Consider the following 23,570-nt stretch of genomic DNA (forward strand, 5'->3'; position numbering starts at 1 on the left):
ATACGCCAGTTGGCAGGTTGCCCAGGCGAAAGCACACGCCTGGGCAAATCGATCATTTCTGTGCGCGAGCCTGATCGCGCAGTGCTTTGATCTGGTCGTGATTGCGGATCACGCCGTCATATTGCTTCTGGATCACTGCACGGATGTCAGGGGTCAGATCCTGATTTTCCAGTGCTTTGGTGTAGCTCTTTTTGGCTACGTCTTCACCACGTTCGGCTTCGTTGAGCAGGGCGGCATCGTCTTTCCCGGTGATCGCGGATTTCAAATCGACCCAACGGCGATGCAGGTCTGCACTCACGCTGGTCGTGGTTTCTGGGTCGCCACCCAGGCGGCGTACCAGTCCCTGGAGCTCTGCAGCTGCACCAGCCGTGTCGGCGGCACGGCTCGAAAATACCGAACGCAGCTCCGGATTTTTTGAATGCTCAGCCAAATCCTTGAAGCCGGCTTCACCGTCTTTCGACGTCTCAATGAGGTCGTTGAGTACCTTGATGGTTTCTTTGTGAATATCGGTCATTTCAAAATCTCCTTTGGTCGGCCTGGCTTGGGCCCGAGAGGCAGCCATGACGTGGCGCTCAATGCGCCGCCAATCTTAGGTAGCTTCAAACCGGGCAAGGTTCAGACTTTCTGGGGTCATGATTTCGGGATCTCGCCAGTCGCCTCGGCGATCGTTGCCAGCGTTTCTTCCATGCTTTCAATCTGGTCCTGCAATTTGGCAAACGAAAGATGAATGGCTTCCTGGGTGTCCGGCGTCTGATGACCTTTCAGCGTCCTGACCTGGTTTTCTTCACTGGCCGCGAGAGCACTCACCTTTTCACGGAGTAAACGTAGATGCTCGAAAACGGCCGCGATGGAAACTTCACCCATGCTCATGAGGCCCACCCCAGGGTGTTGATGATCTCCCGCCGGTAGAGTGTGTCGATTTGCGCAGTGACCTGTTGAATAACCATCACAACCCCTTCATGGCTTGAAGACTGCCCGCAGACAATGGTCGGACTTTTCCTTGAACCTGGCGTAGCCTTGGACGGCATCTTCCAGGTTCATGGGGTGGGTCAACAGGTAGGCGGTGTCCAGCTCGCCCTTCTCGATGTGCTCGAACAGGCGCTTGGCATAGCGCTGGCCTGGCTGCTGCCCGGAGCGCAGCGTGAGCGACTTGTTCACGATCGCGCCCATGGGGAATTTGTCCAGCAAGCCGCCGTACACCCCTACGATTGAAACCGTACCGCCCTTGCGGCAGGCACGAATGGCCTGGCGCAGCACGGTGCCCCGCTCCGTGTGCAACTTGAGCAATTGCCTGGTTTTGTCATACAGGTAATCGACTTCGGTGCCGTGCGCTTCCATGCCCACGCAGTCAATGCAGCGATCCGGGCCTCGGCCGCCGGTCATTTCCAACAGCGCTTCATGGACATTGGTGGTTTCGTAGTTGATCACCTCTGCCCGCCCCTTCTGGCGGGCCAGGCGCAGCCGTTCGGGGATTCGATCAATGGCGATGACCCGGCCGGCGCCGAGCAGCCAGGCGCTGCTGATGGCCATCAGGCCCACGGCGCCGCAGCCCCACACCGCCACGGTGTCTCCAGGCAGGATATCGGCCTGGTCGGCCGCGAAGTATCCTGTCGGGGCCGCATCCGACACGAATACTGCCTGCTCGTCAGTCACACTTTCCGGGACTTTGAACACGTTGACGTCGGCAAAGGGCACGCGGATGTAGGTGGCGTGACTGCCGGCGTAGCCGCCGAAGGCATGGCTGTAGCCGATAATGCCGCAGCAGGGTTGCCCATACGCCAGATCGGTGGCCGACGGATTGGGATTGGAATTGTCGCAGCAGGAGAAATCGCTGCGCTTGCAGTGCTCGCATTCGCCGCAGCCGATGATCGAGATCGTGATGACCCGATCGCCTTTGCTGAAGCCGGTGACGGCCGAGCCGGTCTCCACAACCTCCCCGAGAAACTCGTGCCCGATGATGTCGCCCGCTTGCATGCTCGGCACGTAGCTGCCCAGCAGATGCAGATCGGAGCCGCAGACCGAGGACAGGGTCACGCGGATGATCACGTCGCGGGGGTTCAGGATCGAGGGGTCATCAACGGTGTCACATTGCAGCGCCTGGTCCTGCTGGATCACGTTCTGCTTGATGGTCCAGCTCAGCTGCTTGTTCAGCGGGCCGGTGGCAGTCCAGCGGGAGCTGTGTTCATCAATGGCCTGAGCGCTCTGGACCCACGGCATCAGCGGAGCCAGATTTTCCGGGGAGAGAAAAAACGCAAAAACCTCCCCACGCGGACGATTGATGGTGACTGATCGGGAGACGGCCTTGCTGCTGCTCCAACCTGCATCTTTTTGCATGAAATGCTCGTACGCCGTCTGGTCAAGCTGATGGGTCAACTTGCAGACGCCGGTATAACCTCGCCAGGCAGCGCCCAGACCCACGGCCGCTTGCGCGATCCCGATGGGACCCTTGTGCCTCAATCCCTTGATGACCAAAGCCACACCAGCGGCAATCGAAAAGAGTCGTTGAGCAGGCCCCAGGTTGGGGTGATCGCGCGAGGGGGCAGCAGATCTGACGGCCGTCAAAGGCGGTTGGGTAGGCATGGTTTGCTCTGCGTTATCAGGGATGACTTAAAAGTGATTCATCCCCCCCGGATGGCGTTCATTCTGCCTTTGAGCCGCCACGAGGAAACCGCTCAACGGTGGCAGCAGGTGCTGCTTGATAGACTGGCACCGGTAAATGCAGGCCACGCTCAATTGGCTCCTGAAGAATCTGGTTCATGCCCGGGTCAGGTAGAACGCGCCATGGACGTTCACATCGATGGCGTTGCCGCAGAGCGATGAGACGCTAAGGGAGCTGACCAGCCTCATTGATCAGAATGGCAGCTGCGTTTGTGCTGCGGGCTGCGGGCTAGCCTTCGTCGCTTTCACAAGACGCTCGAATGGGCACAGGGCGCTTCGAGCTTCTCCGGTCAGCAAGGCAACCCGTCCTACTCACCGCATCGCAAGAGCTCCCGGTTGTCAGTCGGTCCGCAAAAAAGCGCTCACGGAGGAGCGCTCGTTGATCGGTAAAGGCCGGATTACTTTTTCTTCTTTTCCAAGGTCGCTGCTTGATTTCCACCCTGCTCGGCAATTGCCGAGAGTTTTTCATCAGCGCCTTTCTCTTCTGCCAAGGTCGCGGCCAGCAGTTCGGCCGCTTCGGTCAAGCCCAGGCTCTTGGCCATGGACACCAGGCTGCCGTAGCTTGCGATCTCATAGTGCTCGATCTTCTGGCAGGCTGCGATCAGACCCGCGTCAAGCACTTCGCCTTTCTCGATCTCCTCCAGGAGCTCCTTACCCTCCTCCACCAGGCCCTCAGTCGCAACACATTTCATGCGCTTGAGCTTCAGCCCGGTCAGTTCGACGATCTGGTCGATGCGCTCAATCTGGCCTTGGGTTTCTTCCAGGTGGGATTTGAACGCTTCGGCCAGCAAAGGATTGGTCGAGGCGCGGGCCATTCTGGGGAGCGCCTTGGTGATTTGCTTTTCAGCGCTGTAAATGTCCGAAAGCTCATGAATGAACAGGTCTTCCACGGTAGTACGGGCCATGCTGACACCTATAGGTTTTGGTTAGAGTGTCACCGCAGCACGTGCGGTGCAGATCCATTTGCCGCTTTCAGTAAATTGAGCCGGATACGCCGGGACGCACTGATCCGCGCTCCGCCAAGTGGTTGGGGAGCAGCGTACCCACGCCAAAGACGTTCACGGCCATTGCCACCTGGAACCCCCTGCAAGCTCTGATCGCATCGATCTCGAAGCCCTGCAGAGTGGATGAAAACAGACGAGCCAGCTGAGCAGGTTGGCGGGCAGCTGAGGTTTTCGAGGTGTTCACCTTGTTGATCTCCATGAATGCAAAGAGCGATGAACCGCGCAGCTTGCACTGCGCGGCAGGGTTTAAACGTCGTTGCCCAGGACATAGCCGGAGCCCAGGTCAGCGCCGGTCACCGGATTGGCGGTAGGGTCCGATGCTGTACGCAGCTTCATGGCCTCCAGCACATCGAAATCTGCACTGCTCAGCTCCACCGAGGCAGAGCCGTCGCCGCCGTCGACCGCCGGGGTCGGGGACTCAACGTATTCCCATTCACCCCCTTCATTCCAAGGGCCGCGCAGGCTCGGCTCCGACATCGAGAAGTACTTGTTGGTGAATTCCGGCATGCCCGGCAGCTTGCCTTGCGGGAAGTTCGGCTGAATCGAGTGCAGCGCTTTTTCAAACGACAGCTGGTGCGCGATCTCGCGGGTCATCAAGAAGCCCAGTGCTTCTTTGACCCCGGGGTCGTCGGTGACGTTCATCAAGCGCTCGTAAACGATCTTGGCGCGTGCTTCAGCAGCAATATTGGAGCGGAAATCGGCCGTGGGTTCACCGATGGTGTCGATGTACGCCGCCGTCCACGGCACACCGGCCGAGTTCACTAGCGGTGCGCCGGCGCCGTACAGCAGGCTGGTGATGTGGGAGTCGTTGCCCGCGCCATTGATCGCGCGATACAACTCGCCCTCTTCCTCTACACCCTCGGCCAGCTGACCTTTGGCGCCCTTGTTGAGCATGACGATAATGGAACCGACGATCTCAAGGTGGCTGAGTTCCTCGGTCGCGATATCCATCAACAGGTCCTTGCGACCTGGATCGTCTTCAGCCAGGGCTTGGGTAAAGTATCGTCCGGCAGCCGCCAACTCGCCCTGAGCGCCGCCAAACTGCTCAAGCAGCAAGTTGGCCAGGCCGGGATTGGGTGCAGCTACGCGGACGGTGTATTGGAGACGCTTGTTGTGGGTGAACATGTCGATTCCTCAGGCTTTTCTCTCTTTGGAAGCGTTTACCCATTTGGAGGGGCTCAATGCAACGCAGTCCTAAGATGAGAGAGAGCTGGAATGAAATGTTCTTCATCTATTTTGGGGTTGCTAGACGAGCGGCTAGCAGTCGTAAGTTCCATTAGATGTAGCGATCCCATAGATAAATACTGTGAATGGTCGCTAAACGGCCGTTTAAAGGCCTGAAGCACTTTTTCGGAGTTGATAGCGGAACGTATCCGCATCCCACACCGGCTTCACGCAGACACGAGGAAGGCAAGACACCAGGAAATCCATTCAAGCGGATGGGCGGGCAGTGTGGGCATCTGTTTCAACCGGACGGGGTACGAGCGCCCCCCGAAGGGCTCGTCCCAAGCCCCGCAGGCTTCTCGCCCGCGAGGTCGTTGGACAGCAGCGTTCCGCCGGCAGTGGCATTTACTGCCATCGCCACCTGAAGGCGCCGGCGAGCTTTGATCGCTTCGATTTCACAGCCCTGCAAGCTTATGGAAAACAGACAACTCAACGTGGGATGCCGAGCCGGTCGTGGCTGGGTGTGTATACCTTTCATCAATGAGGTCCTGGCACGCTTGTCTGCATGCTTTATCGAGATCACAAGGCACTCACAGCACGGGTGCTGCGCCGTTTTATGCTGGATGGATGTAAGGTAAATCGTGAGTATTTTCAAGAGGCTATGTTTCTGAAAAGCCGCCTGTACCGTTCGTCGGGATCAGAAAAAAACCGGCTTGAATTATTTTTCGAGCGAAATTATTTTTTTGTCACGCGATGCCGAAAGCGGGTCGCGGACCTGAATCACTTGGAGAAACCTCAGGAGATTTTAAAATGGCTACTTCCCTTTCGCTGGCCCCACTGTTTCGTCAATCCGTGGGCTTCGACCGCTTCAACGACCTGTTCGAGTCGTCGCTCCGTAGCGAGGCTCCTAACACTTATCCACCTCACAACATCGAAAAGCATGGCGACGACCAGTACCGTATTGTCGTTGCAGCTGCCGGGTTGGCTCAGGAGGATTTGGACATCCAGGTCGAAAGAGGTGTGCTGACCGTTTCCGGCGGTAAACGCGAAAACGAGAAGGAGGTTACGTACCTGCACCAAGGTATTGCTCAACGTGCGTTCCGGTTGTCCTTCCGGCTGGCCGACCACATTGAAATCCAAGGTGCATCGCTGACCAATGGGTTGCTGAGCATTGATCTCCTTCGGGTCATCCCTGAAGAAGCCAAGCCAAAACGCATTACCATCGGCGGGGGCAGCAAACCTGACCTGCGTCAGGTCAGCCTGCAGTAATCGGGCTGTAAAAAAAGGTGCTCTTCGGAGCGCCTTTTTTATTTGTGCCACCCGTGCCGCTGCGATGGACCAATGAATGCCCCTCGCTTCCGAAATTTACCACCCTGCTGCAATCTTTACCGCGAACAGGAGGTCTACAGGCCGGCAATCCCAAGCATGCGGATACGGACTTACGAACTCAGGATCGTTTTTTATGGCTGTGAATGGTGCGGTTGAAGGTGGACCATCGACAGATAAACGCTTTGATTATTTCTGGAACCAACGGGGTGAGTGGGTCGAAGAACCCAATCGGCGCCGGGGCGGCGAAAGTGGTGTGCAACGGATTCACGCCACCCATGGCGAGTTGTTGTATGCCAAACGCCAAACAGGTCATATCTACCGCAGCTGGATGCACCCTTTCGGGCGGCCGACTGTGTTGCGCGAGCGTGATGCACTAAACGGCTTACACGCCCTGAAGGTGCGTGTTCCACGCATGATCTTTTGCGGCGCTCAGCGCGATGCCCAGAATCAATGGCGCGCGTTGCTGGTCACCAAAGCGCTTGATGGATTCGACGAAATCGAAAACTGGTACGCGTCAGGTGGTCGAGCGCGCCATGGGGAACCGGTCCATGACCAGATTCTCGAAGACCTGGCCGAGAACCTGGCGCGCATGCATGCGGGTCGCTGGCAACACAGCTGCTTGTACATCAAGCATGTGTTTGTGCGGGTAACCGGCGAAGGCGAGCATGCTCGAGGCGAAGTCGCATTGCTGGACCTGGAGAAGTGCCGTCGGCGACTGACTGCGGACCAGGCCTCTCAGCACGACATCAAACAGCTGAGGCGTCACTCCTCATTCAGCGATGCTGACTGGGAGCGGTTCACAGGTTTGTACAAGGCCGCATTTGAAAAAGCCACAAAGGGCTGATTGCAGAAGCAGGAGATCATCTGCGATTGGATGTGTGACTGAGACCGATTTAACCGGGGAATCTTCCTGAGGTTGATCGCCAAGCTGTGGCCATCCGGTCTCGTCTTCGGCCGACAAGAGCCGGCACAGACAGCACATTACCCGCACAAAAATCCCACCAACGCTCGCATCACCCGTCTTTCCAAACTCACCGCATCCGTCTCTCCCCGCTCCCCCGCGGCATCGATCATGCCGTGGGCCATTGCCAGCAAGTCTTGCGCGGTCTCCAGTACATCGGCGCAGACCCACGGTGCTGACGGAAGGGTCAGCGCCGCTATCAGTTCGGTATGAATGACGTTGGCCACGCGTTCATGGCGCTCTTGCAGCGGTAAGCGGCGCTCTTCGAAGTCGATGACTCTGGCCAGTTCCGGGCGCCGCAGCTGGTGGGCGACGGAGGCCCGGACCAGTGCGCGGATTCGTCCGAGGGCGTCGTCGTGTTGATGGACGAGCTGGACGTCATTGAGCAACTGAGTCGTTTCGCGTTCGATCAAGGCGACGGTCAGGGCGTCGCGATTGGGGAAGTACTGGTACAACGAGCCGATGCTTACGCCGGCGCGCTGCGCCACGGCATTGGTAGAGCAGGCGGCGAGGCCGGCGGTTTCCAGAATGCGAGCCGCGGCTTCGAGAATGGCGTCAACGGTATTGGCCGAACGGCGCTGGGCCGGGAGTTTGCGGGGGTTCAAGGGCGGTATGTCGCGGTGTCTGGTCATGATCGGGATGCGAGTTTCAAATATGAGTGATGACTCGTATTGTGGATTGGCTTTTCCCACTCTTCAACTATCAGGAATCATAATCATGGCAACGACATCACTGAGTGTGTTCATGTTGGTCAAGACCACCCAGGAATGGCTGGGGTTTTCAGTCGAGCATCGCTTTGAGCTGATGCGCACGCAGATGGAGCCGATTTTGCAAAAGCATGCGGCGCAAGTCTCGATGCGGTTTTTCGACATCGAGTTCTATTCGGCGCGGGTCACCGATCTGTGGTTGTGGGAAACCGACAGTCATCATGCCTATGAACTGCTGGTGGAAGATCTGCGCGAGACGCCGTTCTGGGATCGGTATTTCACCATCGTCGAGATTTTGCCGGGGGTGGAGAATGCCTATGCCAAGAATTATGATCAGGCACCGTTGTTGAGTGCATAACGGGGTTTCGTGTAGCTGCCGGCAGGCGGTGTCCGGGTGCACTCTGCTCTAGGGGACAATGACCCAGGGTTAGAACGCCCTGCCTCCGTCTACCGGTAGACAGATCCCGGTTACATGCCTGGCGGCAGGCGATAACAGGAAAGCCACCGCCTGAGCAACATCCTCGGGTACTCCGGGGCCGCCCAGCGCTGACCGTCCGTTGGCCACACCTTGTTTCATCTGCTCCAGGCGTGGCGAGGCAATAGGTCCAGGGGCGACGGTGTTGATCCGCACACCATGGGTGCCGTAAGCGGTGGCCAGCCCACTCGCCAGCAGATTCAAGGCGGCGTTGGTGCAGGCACCGGGTAGATGTCGCGGGAGCGGTACGCTGCCTCCACGCCCACTTATCATGACGATACTGCCCCTATGGATTGCCTGCGGGCTGCAATTGGCAGGGATGGTTGCCATCTGGCGAATACGGTGCAGGGAACGCGTGATAGTGGCGACCCACCGGAGTCAGCGGTAGACGCGCACCGTCGAAGACACCCTCTTGCGAAAGAAAGATGCCCGTGCTCAGCGTATCGACCTTGCTCTTGGTGCCTGCCGGTGCGGGTGGCACGACCCTACCAAGGGGGCGCGATAGCCGCTTCATAGCACCGGCGACAGAGCATTCGAGCGGCCAGGTCAGGAAAGTCAATGAATGATGATCCCGCGATTGTGCAACGACTGGTCCCACTGTGGCATCTCGCCGATATGCTCGACCAGAAAGTCGATGAGTGTTCGCACCCGCAAGGCTCGACGTTGGGTTTCGGGGTAGACGGCCGCGAAGTCGAAAGAGGACAAGCGATAGCCGGTCAGAATCGGCACCAGCCGTCCGCTGATCAAGTCATCGCTGGCCACCAGGGTGGGCAGACAGGTAATACCGGCGCCACTCACCGCATAGTCCCGCAACAAGTGGATGGAACTTGAGCGCACATGGCCGTGCAATGTCAGCTCGATGCACTCCTCGCCCCGAACGAATTGCCAGCGATTGCGCGACGGATAACCACCGAACAAGGCCATGTGGTGATCCTTGAGATGCTGAGGATGCTCGGGTATACCGCGCGCCTCCAGATACTGGGGCGACGCGCAGAACACCCGGTGCACGCTGAACAGCTTGCGCACCACCAGACGCTCTGCCAGTGGTGGGAACATCTGGAAGGCAATGTCGAAGCCATCCTCGATCGGATCGACCACCCGATCGTTGACGACGACGTCGAATTCGATCTCGGGATACAAGCGGGTGAACTGCGCCAAAATCGGCCCCAGATGGTCGATGGCGAAGCCTTGCAACACCTGAACGCGAAGTTGACCGGTGAGATTGGAGCGCTGATGGCGCATCTTTTCGGTCAGGCCATGGAAGCCTGCGACCATGTCGGCGCACTCCTGGAAATACGCCTCTCCGATATCCGACAGACGCACATGACGAGTGCTGCGATGAAACAACGGAGAGTTGATGAAAGTCTCCAACTGCTGCACACGATGGGTAATGACTGAACGGGTGACGCCCAACTGCTCCGCCGCCTTGGCGAAGCTGCCAGTTTGCGCCACGCGCACGAATGCTTCGGTAATGAGCAGACGATCCATGATCCCTTCTCTTCTTGTCATTATTGGCCGGACATAACAGGCACCGCCTGAACAGGCATGATATGGCTGTGCCCATCATCCCGCCAGCGATCGATCAGCCAAGATGGTAGTCGGTCGACTCGACAGCCTGTGTGCGCTGCCAGAACTCCACGGCGGTGAAGGGGAAGTTCTGAGTGACCCGGCCCTTGCTGTTCTTGTACCAGCTGTTGACCTTGGAGAAGCCCCAGGCGCGCAAGGCGTTACCCTGATCGACGCGCTGGTTGTAGTTCTCGAATACCGGTTCCTTGATCTCCATGCTCTGGTGCCCCCCCTCCAGCAACAGGCGCACGGCATCGACGATGTAGCTCGCCGTCATCTCGGAAAACTGAATGATGGTGCTGTAAACCACCAGCCCGGTGTTGGGCCCGTACATGCAGAACATATTGGGGAACCGCGGCACGGTCATGCCCAGATACGCCCGCGCGTCATCGCCCTTCCAGACCTCATGCAAGGCCACGCCGTCACGGCCGGTAATGTTGATCGGCATAAGGAACTTGGACGCATGGAAACCCGTGCCATAGACGATCACATCGAACTCATGCTCGCTCCCGTCGACACAGCAGATGCCGTTGGGGGTAATGGCCTCGATCGGCTGACGGATCATGCTGACGTTGTCGCGCTTGAGCGTCGAAATCCACGTGCCGTTATCGCGCACTATACGTTTGCCCCCCACCGGCGAGTCAGGGATCAGGACATCCCGCAGGTCCGGACGGTCGGCGAACTGGGGCTCCATCCAGGCACTGATGGCCTGACGCAGTTGCTCGTTGCGCGCCGACACCGCCACTTCGGTCGGCGGGTAGTCCGGATCGACCATCACATCCTCAAGGAAACCGACACTCTGCGGCATCGCCATGGCTGCCCGGTACCACAAGCTGTAATGGGGCACATGAGCAAGCAGCCATTTGCAGCTGTCGGAGATTTTCTCGTGCAGATCGGGGGTTGGCAGCAGCCAGTTGGTAGTACGGGCGAAGACCTTCAGATCGGCCGCCGTTTGAGCCAACTGCGGGATGAACTGGGTGGCACTCGCGCCGGTCCCGATCACGCCCACGCGCTGGCCGCTCCAGTCGACACTATGGTCCCACTGCGCCGAGTGGAACGCTGGGCCTTTGAATGTATCGATACCCGGGATCGCCGGAATCATCGGCCGATTCAACTGGCCGACGGCAAATACCACGACATTGCTGTCGAGACGGGTCTGGCCGTCGCTGTCGCGGCACAGCAGCTGCCAACGCTGGTTCGCTTCATCCCAATGGGCGTCGGTCACCTCAGTGTTGAAGCGAATATGCTCGTACAGACCCTTCTCCCGGGCCACCGCCTGCATGTAGGCGAACACCTGCGGGGCGGGGGCGAAACAGTCGTCCCAGATGCCGCGGGCAAACGAGAAGCTGTACCAGAAGCTGTTGATATCGACTCGGCAGCCGGGGTAGGTATTCTCGCGCCAGGTGCCACCGACATCAGTACCTTTTTCATAGATCACGAAGGGCACGCCGGCCTGCTTGAAGCGCAAGGCCGCGATCATGCCGCTCTCACCCGCACCGATGATCACTACCTTGAAGTCGCGGCCACCGGCGACATGGTCCTTATGCCAGCGCGGGGTGCGCAAGTCTTCGTCGGCGGTGATAGCCTCCTCGGCGATCAAGGGCAGATACGGTTCGATCACCGGTCCCATCAGCCAGGTGCCAAGAGCGTGGAGCTGATCGCGGGTAGGGCGCCCCGGCACCGAGCGGCCGCCGTCGCGAAAAGCCAGTAACCGCTGCAGGCAAAACTCGCGTACCTGGGCCTCGGTTTCAGGGGCCATGCCACTGACCGCCACACCCATGGCAATCACGGGTTTCCAGGCAGGCTTGAGGACTTCGAGGTCGCCCGTCAGGTGCGCCACGGTCATCAGCAAGGTCGGAATATCGGCACCGAGCAGATGGCTGCGCAGGGTTTCATCGTCACAATCAAGGGAGGGCACGGTGGTATTGAAGGCGCTCATGATAAACCTCTTGTTGTTTTTGTAAGGGGGGCCCTGGATCGGTATTGCCAGGGTTAAACGGGTTGCAACCAGGGTTCGATCTGCTCGCCCAGCCACTCCAGTGCCTGGTCACTGGCGCGCAGCATTGGCAGGGTCACGAAGCCGTGCATCTGCCCGCTGAAACAGCGCTCGATCACCGTGATACCGGCTTGCGCCAGGCGGTCGGCGTAGGCCTGGCCTTCGTCACGTAGCACATCGAACTCGGCTGTCAGCACCACTGCCGGCGGAACTCCCTGCAGGTCCCTGGCGGCCAGCGGTGAAGCGTCGATCTGTTGGCGCTGGCCGGCATCGGCCAGGTAGTGCCCCCAGAACCAGCGCATGTCTTCGCGGCTCAGCAGTAACTGGCGTTGCGGGTCGAGGTAAGCCGGGCCATCGAGATCAGCCTGGGTGACGGGATAGATCAACACCTGCAAGGCCCAGTGCTGCTCGGCGTGCCGGGCCGCGCGCTGGGCGAACACCGCCGCCAGGTTGCCGCCGGCACTATCGCCAGCAATGAGCAGTGTGCCGTGGGCGCCGGCCAACTTGGCACGGCGCTCCACCAGCCACTGCGCAGCCCGCTCGACATCATCGAGCGCCGCCGGAAACGGAAACTCCGGGGCCAGGCGATAGTCGACCAACACCACAGTGCACTGGGTACGCTGCGCCAACCGGCGGGCGAAACAGTCGAAATCATCCAGCCCACCGACTACCCAGCCACCGCCATGCAGATACAGAATGGCGCCGCGCACCGAGGCATCGGGCTTCAGTACACGTAAGCGCGTCGGACCCAATTGCAGCTCTTCGACGTGCTGCATGGCCGGCCCTCCGGGCTCGGGGCGCAGGCCTGCGAGGAGTTCGCGCGCTTGCACGGGGTCCAGCAAGTGAAACGGCTTCGCACCGCTCTCGGCCAATTGTGCAAGTAACTGGGCAGACTCGACATCAAGCGCCATGGTTGCTTCTCCGCTCATGAATGCACCCGCTCGGGCGCGTTGTGAATCTCGGCCAACCATAGTTGGCCGTCCTGCTGATACACCGCGACGCTGTCCAGATGGGCGCCTTGGCAGGGACCATCGATGCAGTGGCCATCATCGAACCTGAATATCGCCGAATGGTGCGCACACATCAGCAGTTGCCCCTGATAGGTACTGAACGTGCCGGGCTGATAGTCCAGCGGGATGGAAAAATGCGGGCAGCGATTGCCATAGACCCACACTTGCGCACCTCGCCGCACGGCCACCAAGGCAGTAGGCTGCCCCTTCAACGTTGCCTGCAGCCCAAGCGCACCGCCATCGGGGACCTGATCGACAGCGCACAGCGCAATGGCAGTCATCGCTCAGGCTTCCATCTGTGGATTGCCCAGGCCCCAGCGCCAGGGGCGGATCTCGACGCGCTCGAACAACCCGGCTCGAACGTACGGATCATCGGCAAAAAAAGCCTCCGTCTCGCTCAGACTGCCAGCCTCGACCACCAGCAACGTGCCGTTCATCAAGCCTGCGCCGCTGGTCAGCGTCGGCCCGCCCAAGCGCACCACCACACGATGCGGATGAGGCTCACGCAGATACTGACGATGCTGCGGACGAATCTGGAGGCGAAGTGACTCCAGATCAGGCTTGTCGGTCGCGAAAATAGCGAAGAACTGACTCATGCCCGGCCCTCCAGAACGAAGTCGAAATGCGCGTGATGAAAGTCCATACCGATGTCGAACTGCCCCGCCAAGGGATGGGCACTGCTGCAGGGTTGATACGCCACCCGCAGCGAGTCCTTGACGCCGAACACCGCATCGGAATCGATATAGGGATCGTCATCATTGAACACATGCGTCACCAGGCGCCGATGGCCTGGCGCGTCGAGCATGAAATGCAAGTGCGCAGGCCGCCACGGATGCCGATCCGATGCCTGCAGCAGCGTACCCACGGGGCCGTCCGTGGGGATTGGATAGCTGACCGGCACCACGCTGCGAATCGCATAGCGGCCGTGTTGGTCGGCGCGATAGCGGCCTCGCAGGTTGCCGTGCGGCTGGGTAACATCCTGGCCCGAGTACTGGCCGTTTTCGGCGGTCTGCCAGACGTCCAGGGTGGCGCCTGGTAGCGGGTTGCCGTCAGGATCGCGAACAGAGCCGGTAATCAATGAAGCGCTGCCAGGAATCAGTGCCATGTTTTCGCCGTATTCACGATCGGGCATGCCGGCGATGTAGAACGGCCCGAAGACCGTGCTTTCGGTGGCCTGAACACCATTACGGTGCTCAATGGCGTCCACCAGCATCGACAGCCCCAGCACATCGGAAAGCAGGATAAATTCCTGACGAACCACGTCGTCACACTTTTGCCCGGTGGCGGTCAGGAACTGGATCGCCTTGGACCACTCAGCTTCACTCAGCTCGACCTCGGCGGCGAATTGGTGCAGATGTCCGACCAGCTTCTGCAGCAAGAAGCGCAAGCGCGCGTCGGGCGTATGGGCAAAGCTGTTGACGGCGCGGGCAGTAATTTCACGTTCGGAGGCAAGGTCTGGAGGGCTCATTTTTATAGTCTCATCTGGCATTCGTAGATCGGCGCAAGCCCGCTCAGGCCGGCGCTTGCCCTTGCAATGCATGGGTCAGCAAGGCCTCGATGGCATGCTGTTCGAACGGCCGCGGGTTGTAATAAGGGCTGGCGCAGGCAACGCGCGCAGCTTCAGCCGGGCCGTGTTCGGGAAAGCCGATCTCGGCCAGGGCCAAGGGAATGCCCAGCCGACGGTTCAAGGCGTACAGCAACGGCCCGACTTCATCGGCGTGCTCGCCGCCCAGGGCCCGCGCGGCGCGGCGCAACGGCTCGGCCGCAGCTTCGCGGTTGTAGTGCGCGGCGTGGGGCAAAACGATGGCGTGCGCCTGAGCATGAGGAAGGTTGAAGGTGCCGCCCAAGGTGTGGCAGAGCTTGTGATGGATGGCCATGCCCACCGAGCCCAGGCAGATACCGGCCAGCCACGCACCTTGCAACGCTTGTCCGCGTGCCTCGATGTTTTGCGGATCGTCGACGATTTTCGGTAGTGACTGCGCCAGCGCGCGAATCGACTCCTCAGCCATCAACGAGATCACCGGGTTGGCATCTTCGGCGTACAGCGCTTCGATTGCGTGGGCCATGGCGTTCATGCCAGAGCAGGCCGACATTCCCGCCGGCAGGGTCAGGGTCAACTGCGGATCGTAGATCACGGTCCTGGGCAATACGCGGGGGTCGCGCCCGGTTTTTTTCAGACGATTTTCAGTCAAGCCATAGATCGGCGTCATCTCCGAGCCGGCATAGGTGGTCGGCACTGCCAGGATCGGCAAACCGCTGTCCATCGCAATCGCCTTGCCTAGGCCAATGGTCGAGCCGCCACCCACCGCGACGCAGCAATCCGCTTCGCGGCGCACGGCCTCTTCACGGGCGGCCTGGGCGGTTTCCAGCGGCACGTGCATCACCGCCTCGGGATAGACGCCGGCGCTGCGCTCCCCCAACAAGCGGGCCACCTGCTCGCCCAGCTCTTGTTGCTCCGGGGTCGTCAATATCAACGCACGGCGAGCACCCAGGCGCTGAATTTCGTCGCTGAGACTGGCCAGCTTGCCGGGGCCAAAAATCACGCGCGTTGCCGTGCCCTGATAGATGAATGAATTCATGGGATCACCTCAGCGTGGGTAGTGGGGAAGGATCTTGGCGTCGACGTTGACCCACACCGAGCGCGCCTCGGTGTAATCGTGAATGGCGTCAAAGCCCATCTCGCGGCCGTAGCCCGATTGCCCCAGACCACCGAACGGGCTGCCGGGGCTGACGCGCTTGTAGCAGTTGATCCAGCACATGCCGACGTTGATCTGCTCCGCCACACGGTGGGCGCGCTGCAGGTCACGGGTCCATAGACCGCTGCCCAGCCCGTAATCGGTCCCGTTGGCGATTGCCAGGGCCTCCTCTTCGGTCTTGAAGCGCAATACCGTTACGAATGGACCGAAGACCTCCTCCTGAGCCACCCGATCACCCGGGCTCGCCTCGACCACGGTCGGTTCGACATAAAAGCCCGAAGCCAGTGCCGGGTCGCTTGGCGCCTTGCCGCCGGTGAGAATGCGGCCACCCTGCTGGCGAGCGATGTCGACGAACGACAACACACGATCGCGGTGCAGCGCCGACGTCAGTGGCCCCATTTCGGTCTTGGCATCCAGCGGATCGCCGAGGCGAATGGAGCGCGCCAGGGTAATGAAGCGCTCAAGGAACTCGTCGGCGATGCTTTCCTGCAACAGCAGGCGCGAGCCGGCGATACAGGCCTGGCCCTGGTTATGAAAGATCGCCCAAGCGGCGCCATTGACAGCCGCCTCGAGGTTGGCATCTTCGAAAACGATATTGGCGCCTTTGCCACCCAGCTCCAACTGCACGCGCTTGAGATTGCCTTGGGAGGCTTCGACGATGCGGCGCCCCGTGGCCGTGGAGCCTGTGAAGGCGATCTTGCCGACATCGGGGTGTTCGGCCAGACGTTGTCCGGCGGTATGCCCGTAACCGGGAACGATATTGACCACGCCGTCCGGGAAACCGACTTCTTTCATCAACTCGGCGATTCGCAGCGTGGACAAAGGCGTCAGCTCCGACGGTTTGAGCACAACGGTGTTACCGGCGGCCAGCGCCGGGCCCATCTTCCAGCTGGTGAACATCAACGGGAAATTCCATGGCACGATCTGCCCTACCACGCCGATAGGCTTGCGCTGCACGTAGTTGAGAAAGCCCGCGTCAACCGGGATCACCTTGCCCTCGATCTTGTCGGCGATACCGCCGAAATAACGGAAGCAAGCCGCGGTGCGCGGTACGTCGAGAACGCGCGAATCGCGCAATGGGTGTCCGGTGTCCAGCGACTCCAGGCGCGCCAGCTCGTCGCTACAGGCTTCGATCCGATCGGCGAGCTTGAGCAACAAGCGGCCGCGCTCTGCGCCTGGGGTCGCCGCCCAGGCCGGGAACGCGCGCTTCGCTGCAGCGACAGCGAGATCGACATCCTCGGCCTGCGCAGCGGCAATACGGGTGATCACCTCGCCATTGGCCGGGTTGAAGACGTCGATTTCGCCGCCTTCCAGGGCGCGGACGAACTGGCCATCGATGAACAATTGGTTTTGCATGAGCAAAGGCTCCCTGCAGCGCCAGTGACGGCGCTGTTGAATAGACGAATGTGGGGCGAACGGCCCAGCCTGGATTGCCGGGGCGTGCGAATCAGAACTCGACGGGGTACGGCTTCAACTCGCCGCTCTCATAGCGCTGGGGCAGGTTGGGCGTGGCGTTCTCCCAGACCAGCAGCATCGAGCGCTTGGTCGAGTAGCCTTGGTGACGAATATCGGCGGGCATCGCGCAGATGTCCCCGGCGCGCATGGTGATCCGCGCGCGGGGATTGCCATCGTCCTTGTCGCCGATATCCCAGACGATCTCGTCACTGAGCTGCAAAAACCACTCGATGCGGTCGTTGCCATGCACGATGGGCAGCACAAACTCTTCGGTGGTCGGGCAAAACAGGCTGGTGCGGCACACCGACGTCACCGACGGGTTCCAGCTGACGTCGGAGCGCGACAGGTATTTGTACAGACTGAACGCATGCAACTGGCCCTCGAAGCCCTCGGCGGCGTGCACTTCAGGCTCGTCCTGGGCAACATCGGCAAATTGACGGTTGACCGGAAGGTCGTCGCGCAAGGGCGAATCACCTTCGAGGCCCGGCATACGCCGAGTGGCCACACGGAAGCGCTCGATGGCTTCGATGTTATTGCCGTTTTTACGGCCAAACGCTGTCCCGGTTTCCGAGGGCGCGGCGAAGGGGTCGAACCCGGCGTTGGTCCAGTCGCGCAGGATCGCCTTGAAGGTCGCCATGATCAATGGCGTCTCGAATTGCTCGGTGTAATCGACACCCGCCGCCTTGAGCACGCCGTTGAAGGTGCCGGCGTACATATCGACCTTGCCATAGTGATTGCGGGTGCCGAACACGTGGTCGAAATTGACCCAACCGTAGAAAAAGCCCCAGGCCACATCACGCATGACCGAGCGCAGAAAGGCGTCCGCCGGGATCAAGTGCGAGCGCTGCTCGCCCTTGGCCGGCCATTCGATACGGGCGAAGTATTCGTCGCGGGAAAGCTTGAAGGCACCCAGCTCAAAGGCCTTGTAGCCCGTGACAGGGTGAGCGGCGCTGGCAGCCACTGAATCTTCGGCAAAGGACAGCGCATTTTCGGTTTCAACCGCTTCGAGCATAGCCATGGTTGGCTCCTTTTATTTTTGGAGTGATGTCGAGGTCAGAACACGGATCATTTCAAGCAGATGTCAGCCCACTTCTCGATGCTGAGCGGGCCCTGCACCGTCTGCTGCAACAGCACGCAAGCGTTGCTGGCTTCAAAGCGATAGGCGCAGCCCGCGGGCAGCAGCGCTTGATGTCCGCGCTTGAGCAGCACGTAGCCCATGGGGCGGCCTTTGGGGAGTTCACCGGCCAACTGGGTGCCGTCGCCGCTGGCTGGCGGCAGGTCCAGTTTGAGAAAATCGATGCGCAGGCTGCCATCGACCGAGATCACAAACTCGTCGTGGGAACAGGCGAACCAAGCGGAAGTACCTTCTGCGCGAATAGCTTCGATGACATAGCCGAGGTTGAGGCCCACGACGACTTTCTCGTAGGGCGCCGATTGTGCAGCGACTTCGAAGATATTGGAAAAGGCATAGTGGCTTTTCTTGCCGGTGACCAGTTCGATCGACCCTTTGGTGTAGTGCTCCAATGAACCGAAAACTGTCTTGAATGCAGGTTGAGTACTCATCGTCGTTGCCCTGTTATTTTTGTGTTTGAGTGGCTCCACGTTAAGGCGGGTCCCCTGAGCTAACAAGGCCAGTCTGGGCGAAATGACTGTTCGCGAAACGCGAACAACGCGGTTCAAGCCCCGCGCATCGGTTGACCCACGACACGGTTGTTCGCGTTTCATGAAAACTCTATTCGGCCATATTGGCCTTGTCGGACAGCCACGGTGAATTTACCGTCTGGGCACACAAGGGGCGCCCTGCCCAGTGGTCCATACAATAAAAACAAGGTCGACACTCCATGCGTAAGCCCCTCGCCTCCTTATGCGCGATGTTATCGTGCACGCTGTGTGCTGCCTCTCCCTCGCCACCCGGAGAAGGCGACTTGGCCGCAGGGTTGATTCCCGGACTGGAACGCGATACCGGTATAAAAATCCATGGCATCATTGACGCCGGATACTCGCGCAACACCACCTCCACCCGCACTGAACGCCGCGGCGGCCTGACCAACTTGCCGGTGGCAGGATATGCCGATGAGAAGTTTGAACTGGCGTTTTTCAATCTGTTTATCGAAAAGCCTCTCGACAGTCGTTACTTGCCCCGGGCCACACCGCTTCCAGGCCCGCAAGACCAGGATTATTCGTTCGGCTTTACCGTGGGCATGTTGTACGGTCGTGACGGCCAGTTCGCCCGAACCACAGGCTGGGATGAGCATTGGGGCATCAACGAGCCCGGTGCATCGGCGACCGCCAAGGCTCAGCGGCGCCGGCAGAACTTCTATGCCGTCCCGGACCTGTTTGCCACGGCCTATCTGCCGTATGGCACCGGCGTGAGTATCATGGCGGGGATTTTCGGGCCGGGGATTGGTTATGAAATTCCGCCCAATATCCGTCTGGCACGCAATGCCTTCGCGACCAAGACTTATGCCTTCGTGACCGAGCCCGGCACGGTGAGCGGCATTGTGCTCGGCACCCGCATGCTCGACAGCGGAACGAGCCTGTTGGGTGGCGAACTGGGCATTGTCCAGGGGCTGAACAATCTGCGCGATAACAACAACAGCAAATCGGTACTGGGTGCTTTACGCTGGCGCACCGCCGACATGCGGGGGTGGATCGATTATGAGTTCATCGTTGGTAACGCCCAGAACAATTCGTCGGACGATATACAGGCGCCGACTTACCGCCTGGTTTCATCCAGTGCACAATTCAGACAACAGCACTCGTTGAATGGCTGGTTTGCGTTGGATAACCATTGGTCCATCGGCGCCGAGGCCGTGGCTGGACGTCAAGATGGCGACGGCAAACCTGGCACTGTCGATATCGTCACCGGGCCGGGTTTTTCCGGCGCTCATTGGTGGGGCGTGAACAGCTCGCTGACGTATCAGTATCGCCAGGATTTAGCGTTTTCCGCCAGGGCAGAGCATTTCAGCGACCCTCAGGGTTTTGCACTGTTCCCGGTATCCGTAGCGCGGGGATCGTTCAACGGTATCACCCTGGGCCTGCGCTATGAGGCTACCCGTAACCTGTCGCTACGACCCGAGATCAGATACGACTGGTTTACCGGGAATGCCGATGACCGGCCCTTTGGCAATGACAGAAATCGCCAGCAAACGACCGCAACCGTGCAGGCGCTGTACTACTTTTGAACCCTTTGTTGAGGGTCGCCCTTTCGCCTTGGGTAAGGCGGTGGATAAACCTCAATCGTCCGCCGCCATCGCGCTTTGGACATTGAAGCTCGCCAGTATGGCCGCCAACGGCGCCGAGTCGTTGTCCGGCCGCCACACGAGCGCCTGCGCCACCGTCGGAATATCGCCTTGCAACGGCACGCCGACCACGTTTTTCGGGAAGGTACGGGTGGTGTATTCCGGCAAGAGACAAATCCCTTTGAGCGAGCTGACCAAGGAGTAGGCCATCATCATGCTTTCCGGCTCATAAGCGCCCCGCAGGTGCACACCGTTGCGCTGCCCATACGCCAGAGTCGCTTGATACAGCACGGGCGCCAGCTTGCTGCTGGCAAAGATCAGCGGTTCGTGGGCGAGGTCCGACACTGCAATCACGGACTTCTTCGCCAAGGGGTGCTCAACGGAAATGGCCGCGATGATGGGGTCGCGCTGCAGCACATGACAGGCCAGACCGCGTATGCCGTCACTGAGCAGCACAAATGCCGCGTCCAGTTGCCCTGAGCGGACCTGGCTGATCGATTGCGGCGAGGGCTGACTGCGCATGACCAGATCCATGCCCTGATGCGGCCCGCGCAGGGCCTCCATCAAGTGCGCCGTATGGCCGGCTTCAAGACCGTAATCGAACCCTACCAGCAAGCGCCCCCCCTGTTGCCGAGCGGCATCACGAGCGCGCGCCACGGCGCGCTCGGCAAGCGCCAGCACCAGCCGCGCCTCCTCCAGGAATACTTCACCGGCCGGTGTCAGCGCGTAGCGCCGACGATCGCGCAGGAACAGATCGGCGCCAATGTGCAGCTCAAGGTCACGTAATTGGCGTCCCAGCGAGGGCTGCGAGGTATGCAGCGCGGTGCTCGCGGCGGTGACCCCGCCGCACTCGACCACGGCGACGAAGTACTTCAGGTGGCGCAGTTCCATCAGGTCTACTCATGCTTTTAAAGCATTTTATCAGCCTTCGAATGTATTGGGTAATCTCTCCCCCCAGCGTTAGTATAAATCTCGTCAAACACAGCTTATCAAAGCTTTCGCGCGGTGGAGCAGCGATCTGATCCACCGATTTTTCATGCCTGCAATGCATTTTCAGGGCGCGTGGATCTCGCCTGTTTTACGCCCCTGCTGCCGGCCCCTTCAGACCACCCAAGGACATTTCATGGTTCTCAATCCTTTTGACTATGCCGGTAAAACGGTCGTGATCACCGGCGCCGCCACCGGCATTGGCCGCGCCACCGCTCTGGCGTTCGCCAACAACGGTGCGAACGTGGTAATCGGTGATGTAGACATCCGAGCCAACGACACGGTCAAAGCCATCGAAGACCAGGGCGGCAGCGCAATCTTCGTCCAGACCGATGTCAGTAACGCCGAGTCTGTCGAAGCCTTGGTGGCCACGGCGTTAGAGCGCTTCGGCAAGATCGACGCGGCGTTCAACAACGCCGGCATCCTGCCCCCCACAGCGCCTTTGGCCCAGCAAACCGAGGCCGATTTCGACAAGATCATCAGCGTCGATCTTAAAGGCGTCTTTTTGTGCATGAAGTTCCAGATCCAGGCGATGTTGAAGTCCGGTGGTGGCGCGATTGTCAACACCGCTTCGGTCGCCGGCGTGGTTGCCGACCCGAGCATGGCGCCCTACGTGGCGGCCAAACACGGGGTGGTAGGCCTCACCCGTGCCGCGGCGCTGGATTACGCCCGCGAGGGGATTCGCGTCAACGCCCTGGCTCCGGGCCTGGTGGCGTCGGCCATGACCGAGCGCTGGCTGAACGACCCAGCTACCCGGGAGGCTTTGATGAACAACAGCCCCATCGGCCGCCCGGCCGAGCCCGAGGAAATGAGCGGTATGGTGTTGTTCCTGTGCTCCCCCGCTGCCAGCTTCGTCACCGGCCAGGTGTACCTGGTGGACGGTGGCCAAACGGCACACTGACGGTTTCACCCACCCGCCAGGCTGGCAAACCGTCAGCGGCGCAGCCATCGGAACAGCCCAGTGGCTGGCGCCGCTTTTTTTATTCAGGCAGGAGACTCAACACATGCCAATCAACATCGTTGTCGTAGGAGGAGGCGCCGGCGGCCTCGAACTCGCTACAGGATTGGGGCAGCGCCTGGGGCGCAAAGGCAAGGCGCGCATCACACTGGTCGATGCCAACGCCACGCACATCTGGAAGCCGTTGTTGCATGAGGTGGCTGCGGGCTCCATGAGCACCTCGGACAACGAGGTCAACTACGTCGCCCAGGCGAAGTGGAACCATTTCGAATTTCAGGTGGGTCGGCTCAGTGCAATCGACCGAGAACAGCGGCTGATCCACCTGACGCCGCTGCTCGACGAGAATGGCCAAGTGGTCATTGCCGAACGCAGCCTGGCCTACGATCAACTGATCATCGCGGTGGGTAGCAAAACCAACGATTTTGGTACCCAGGGCGCCGCCGAGCATTGCCTGTTTCTCGACACCACCGAGCAGGCGGAGCGCTTCCACCGGCAATTGCTCAACCACTACTTGGGTGCGCACGCGAATGCCTACACCGGAGAACGTCAGAAGATCACCATCGGCATCGTCGGGGCGGGCGCGACCGGTGTGGAGCTGGCAGCCGAATTGAGGAATTCGGCACAGGAACTGTCGGCGTACGGATTGCACGGCATCAAACCCGAAGACATGCACATCACCGTGCTGGAGGCTGGCCCGAAGGTGCTCCCGGCCCTCCCTGACCGGATCGGCAACGCGGTCCACCGGGAGTTGATCAAACTCAAGGTGGATGTCTTGACCTCCTCGGCCGTTCAGGAAGTGACAGCGGAGGGTTTCAAGACCCGGGACGGCACGCTGATTCCGGCCACACTGAAAGTCTGGGCGGCGGGAATCTGCGCACCGGCGTTTCTGAAAGACCTCGCCGAGCTGGAAACCAATCGGATCAATCAGCTGGTGGTCCGACCGACGCTGCAAACCACTCGCGACGAGCGCATCTACGCCATCGGCGACTGTGCAGCATGCTCGCTGGGCGATGGCTTGGGCAATGTCCCACCCCGCGCCCAGTCGGCGCATCAGCAAGCATCACTGCTGGTCAATAGCTTCGCCGCGCAACTCAAGGGGCGCTCCCCTCTCACTTACCGCTACAAAGACTATGGGTCGTTGGTGTCACTTTCCCATTTCACCGCCGTCGGCAATTTGATGGGAACGGTCATGGGCAGCGTGAAGGTCGAAGGCTGGCTGGCCAAGTGTTTCTACGTCTCACTGTATCGCATGCATCAGGTGGCGCTTTTCGGCCTCATTCGAACCGGCTTGAGGGTGCTGGGAGACCGAATCGGTCGTAGCACCAAGACGCGACTGAAACTGCACTGATCCTTTTGCCGCGT

24 protein-coding genes are annotated in these 23,570 nt (G+C 60.1%); 6 read left to right on the forward strand and 18 right to left on the reverse strand.

Annotated features, from left to right (window positions below; translation table 11 throughout):
- Positions 1–52: 52 nt before the first annotated feature.
- The 5 genes from HB675_RS13630 to HB675_RS13650 all read right to left on the reverse strand — a co-directional run bounded on the left by HB675_RS13630 (position 53) and on the right by HB675_RS13650 (position 4,787).
- Positions 53–514 (reverse strand): PA2169 family four-helix-bundle protein, encoded by a 462-nt coding sequence (locus tag HB675_RS13630; protein ID WP_213878854.1) that lies wholly within the window; start codon positions 512–514, stop codon positions 53–55.
- A gap of 116 nt (positions 515–630) precedes the next feature.
- A complete protein-coding gene (locus tag HB675_RS13635; protein ID WP_213878855.1) occupies positions 631–870 on the reverse strand; it encodes a hypothetical protein in 240 nt (79 codons plus the stop codon).
- An 87-nt stretch (positions 871–957) separates the two neighbouring features.
- Positions 958–2,334 carry an alcohol dehydrogenase catalytic domain-containing protein gene (locus HB675_RS13640; protein ID WP_256737537.1) on the reverse strand — a complete coding sequence of 459 codons (1,377 nt, stop codon included), beginning with the start codon at positions 2,332–2,334 and terminating at the stop codon, positions 958–960.
- A 722-nt stretch (positions 2,335–3,056) separates the two neighbouring features.
- Positions 3,057–3,563: a ferritin-like domain-containing protein gene (locus HB675_RS13645; protein WP_213878856.1), complete on the reverse strand. Its 507-nt coding sequence runs from the start codon at positions 3,561–3,563 to the stop codon at positions 3,057–3,059.
- Between the two features lie 345 nt (positions 3,564–3,908).
- Positions 3,909–4,787 (reverse strand): manganese catalase family protein, encoded by an 879-nt coding sequence (locus tag HB675_RS13650; protein ID WP_213878857.1) that lies wholly within the window; start codon positions 4,785–4,787, stop codon positions 3,909–3,911.
- A gap of 849 nt (positions 4,788–5,636) precedes the next feature.
- Here HB675_RS13650 and HB675_RS13655 point away from each other — a divergent pair.
- On the forward strand, positions 5,637–6,095 hold the full coding sequence (locus HB675_RS13655) for an Hsp20 family protein (RefSeq protein ID WP_213878858.1): 459 nt from the start codon (positions 5,637–5,639) through the stop codon (positions 6,093–6,095).
- Between the two features lie 193 nt (positions 6,096–6,288).
- The gene (locus tag HB675_RS13660) at positions 6,289–6,999 is read left to right on the forward strand and encodes a lipopolysaccharide kinase InaA family protein (RefSeq protein ID WP_213878859.1); all 711 of its coding nucleotides are present in this window, start codon (positions 6,289–6,291) and stop codon (positions 6,997–6,999) included.
- A 137-nt stretch (positions 7,000–7,136) separates the two neighbouring features.
- On the opposite strand, the gene HB675_RS13665 is transcribed toward HB675_RS13660, so the two are convergent.
- Entirely contained in the window at positions 7,137–7,748 is a 612-nt protein-coding gene (locus HB675_RS13665) for a TetR/AcrR family transcriptional regulator (protein ID WP_213878860.1), read from the reverse strand.
- Positions 7,749–7,833: 85 nt separating this feature from the next.
- Here HB675_RS13665 and HB675_RS13670 point away from each other — a divergent pair, with 85 nt between their 5' ends.
- On the forward strand, positions 7,834–8,181 hold the full coding sequence (locus tag HB675_RS13670; protein WP_026286721.1) for a darcynin family protein: 348 nt from the start codon (positions 7,834–7,836) through the stop codon (positions 8,179–8,181).
- Positions 8,182–8,250: 69 nt separating this feature from the next.
- Here the strand turns inward: HB675_RS13670 and HB675_RS26115 are convergent, their stop codons facing one another.
- The 11 genes from HB675_RS26115 to HB675_RS13725 all read right to left on the reverse strand — a co-directional run bounded on the left by HB675_RS26115 (position 8,251) and on the right by HB675_RS13725 (position 18,584).
- Positions 8,251–8,628 carry an SDR family oxidoreductase gene (locus tag HB675_RS26115; RefSeq protein ID WP_345945767.1) on the reverse strand — a complete coding sequence of 126 codons (378 nt, stop codon included), beginning with the start codon at positions 8,626–8,628 and terminating at the stop codon, positions 8,251–8,253.
- A 225-nt stretch (positions 8,629–8,853) separates the two neighbouring features.
- Positions 8,854–9,786, reverse strand: coding sequence for a LysR family transcriptional regulator (locus HB675_RS13680; RefSeq protein WP_213878862.1), 933 nt, complete (start codon positions 9,784–9,786; stop codon positions 8,854–8,856).
- A gap of 94 nt (positions 9,787–9,880) precedes the next feature.
- A complete protein-coding gene (locus HB675_RS13685) occupies positions 9,881–11,803 on the reverse strand; it encodes an NAD(P)/FAD-dependent oxidoreductase (RefSeq protein ID WP_213878863.1) in 1,923 nt (640 codons plus the stop codon).
- Between the two features lie 53 nt (positions 11,804–11,856).
- Positions 11,857–12,789, reverse strand: coding sequence for an alpha/beta hydrolase (locus tag HB675_RS13690; protein ID WP_213878864.1), 933 nt, complete (start codon positions 12,787–12,789; stop codon positions 11,857–11,859).
- The gene (locus tag HB675_RS13695; protein ID WP_213878865.1) at positions 12,786–13,151 is read right to left on the reverse strand and encodes a Rieske 2Fe-2S domain-containing protein; all 366 of its coding nucleotides are present in this window, start codon (positions 13,149–13,151) and stop codon (positions 12,786–12,788) included. Before HB675_RS13695 ends, HB675_RS13690 begins: the two co-directional genes overlap by 4 nt.
- Positions 13,152–13,154: 3 nt before the next feature.
- On the reverse strand, positions 13,155–13,466 hold the full coding sequence (locus tag HB675_RS13700; RefSeq protein WP_213878866.1) for a YciI family protein: 312 nt from the start codon (positions 13,464–13,466) through the stop codon (positions 13,155–13,157).
- Complete coding sequence (locus tag HB675_RS13705) at positions 13,463–14,338, reverse strand: dioxygenase (RefSeq protein WP_213878867.1); 876 nt, start codon at positions 14,336–14,338, stop codon at positions 13,463–13,465. The genes HB675_RS13700 and HB675_RS13705 overlap by 4 nt, the downstream gene beginning before the upstream one ends.
- Positions 14,339–14,381: 43 nt before the next feature.
- Positions 14,382–15,449: a maleylacetate reductase gene (locus tag HB675_RS13710; protein WP_213878868.1), complete on the reverse strand. Its 1,068-nt coding sequence runs from the start codon at positions 15,447–15,449 to the stop codon at positions 14,382–14,384.
- 9 nt (positions 15,450–15,458) lie between these two features.
- Positions 15,459–16,922: an aldehyde dehydrogenase family protein gene (locus tag HB675_RS13715; RefSeq protein WP_213878869.1), complete on the reverse strand. Its 1,464-nt coding sequence runs from the start codon at positions 16,920–16,922 to the stop codon at positions 15,459–15,461.
- Between the two features lie 91 nt (positions 16,923–17,013).
- A complete protein-coding gene (locus HB675_RS13720; protein ID WP_213878870.1) occupies positions 17,014–18,039 on the reverse strand; it encodes a hydroxyquinol 1,2-dioxygenase in 1,026 nt (341 codons plus the stop codon).
- A gap of 47 nt (positions 18,040–18,086) precedes the next feature.
- Positions 18,087–18,584 carry a hydroxyquinol 1,2-dioxygenase gene (locus HB675_RS13725; protein WP_213879036.1) on the reverse strand — a complete coding sequence of 166 codons (498 nt, stop codon included), beginning with the start codon at positions 18,582–18,584 and terminating at the stop codon, positions 18,087–18,089.
- Between the two features lie 362 nt (positions 18,585–18,946).
- Between HB675_RS13725 and HB675_RS13730 the strand changes: the two genes are divergently transcribed.
- A complete protein-coding gene (locus HB675_RS13730; RefSeq protein WP_345945768.1) occupies positions 18,947–20,206 on the forward strand; it encodes an outer membrane beta-barrel protein in 1,260 nt (419 codons plus the stop codon).
- Positions 20,207–20,257: 51 nt separating this feature from the next.
- Here HB675_RS13730 and HB675_RS13735 read toward each other — a convergent pair whose 3' ends face one another.
- Positions 20,258–21,154, reverse strand: a complete 897-nt coding sequence (locus tag HB675_RS13735) for a LysR substrate-binding domain-containing protein (protein WP_213878872.1) — start codon at positions 21,152–21,154, stop codon at positions 20,258–20,260.
- Positions 21,155–21,386: 232 nt separating this feature from the next.
- Here HB675_RS13735 and HB675_RS13740 point away from each other — a divergent pair, with 232 nt between their 5' ends.
- Complete coding sequence (locus tag HB675_RS13740; RefSeq protein WP_213878873.1) at positions 21,387–22,151, forward strand: glucose 1-dehydrogenase; 765 nt, start codon at positions 21,387–21,389, stop codon at positions 22,149–22,151.
- Positions 22,152–22,254: 103 nt separating this feature from the next.
- On the forward strand, positions 22,255–23,556 hold the full coding sequence (locus tag HB675_RS13745) for an NAD(P)/FAD-dependent oxidoreductase (protein WP_213878874.1): 1,302 nt from the start codon (positions 22,255–22,257) through the stop codon (positions 23,554–23,556).
- Positions 23,557–23,570: the final 14 nt, after the last annotated feature.

It is taken from the genome of Pseudomonas sp. dw_358 (assembly GCF_018449655.1).
Taxonomy (GTDB): Bacteria; Pseudomonadota; Gammaproteobacteria; order Pseudomonadales; family Pseudomonadaceae; genus Aquipseudomonas.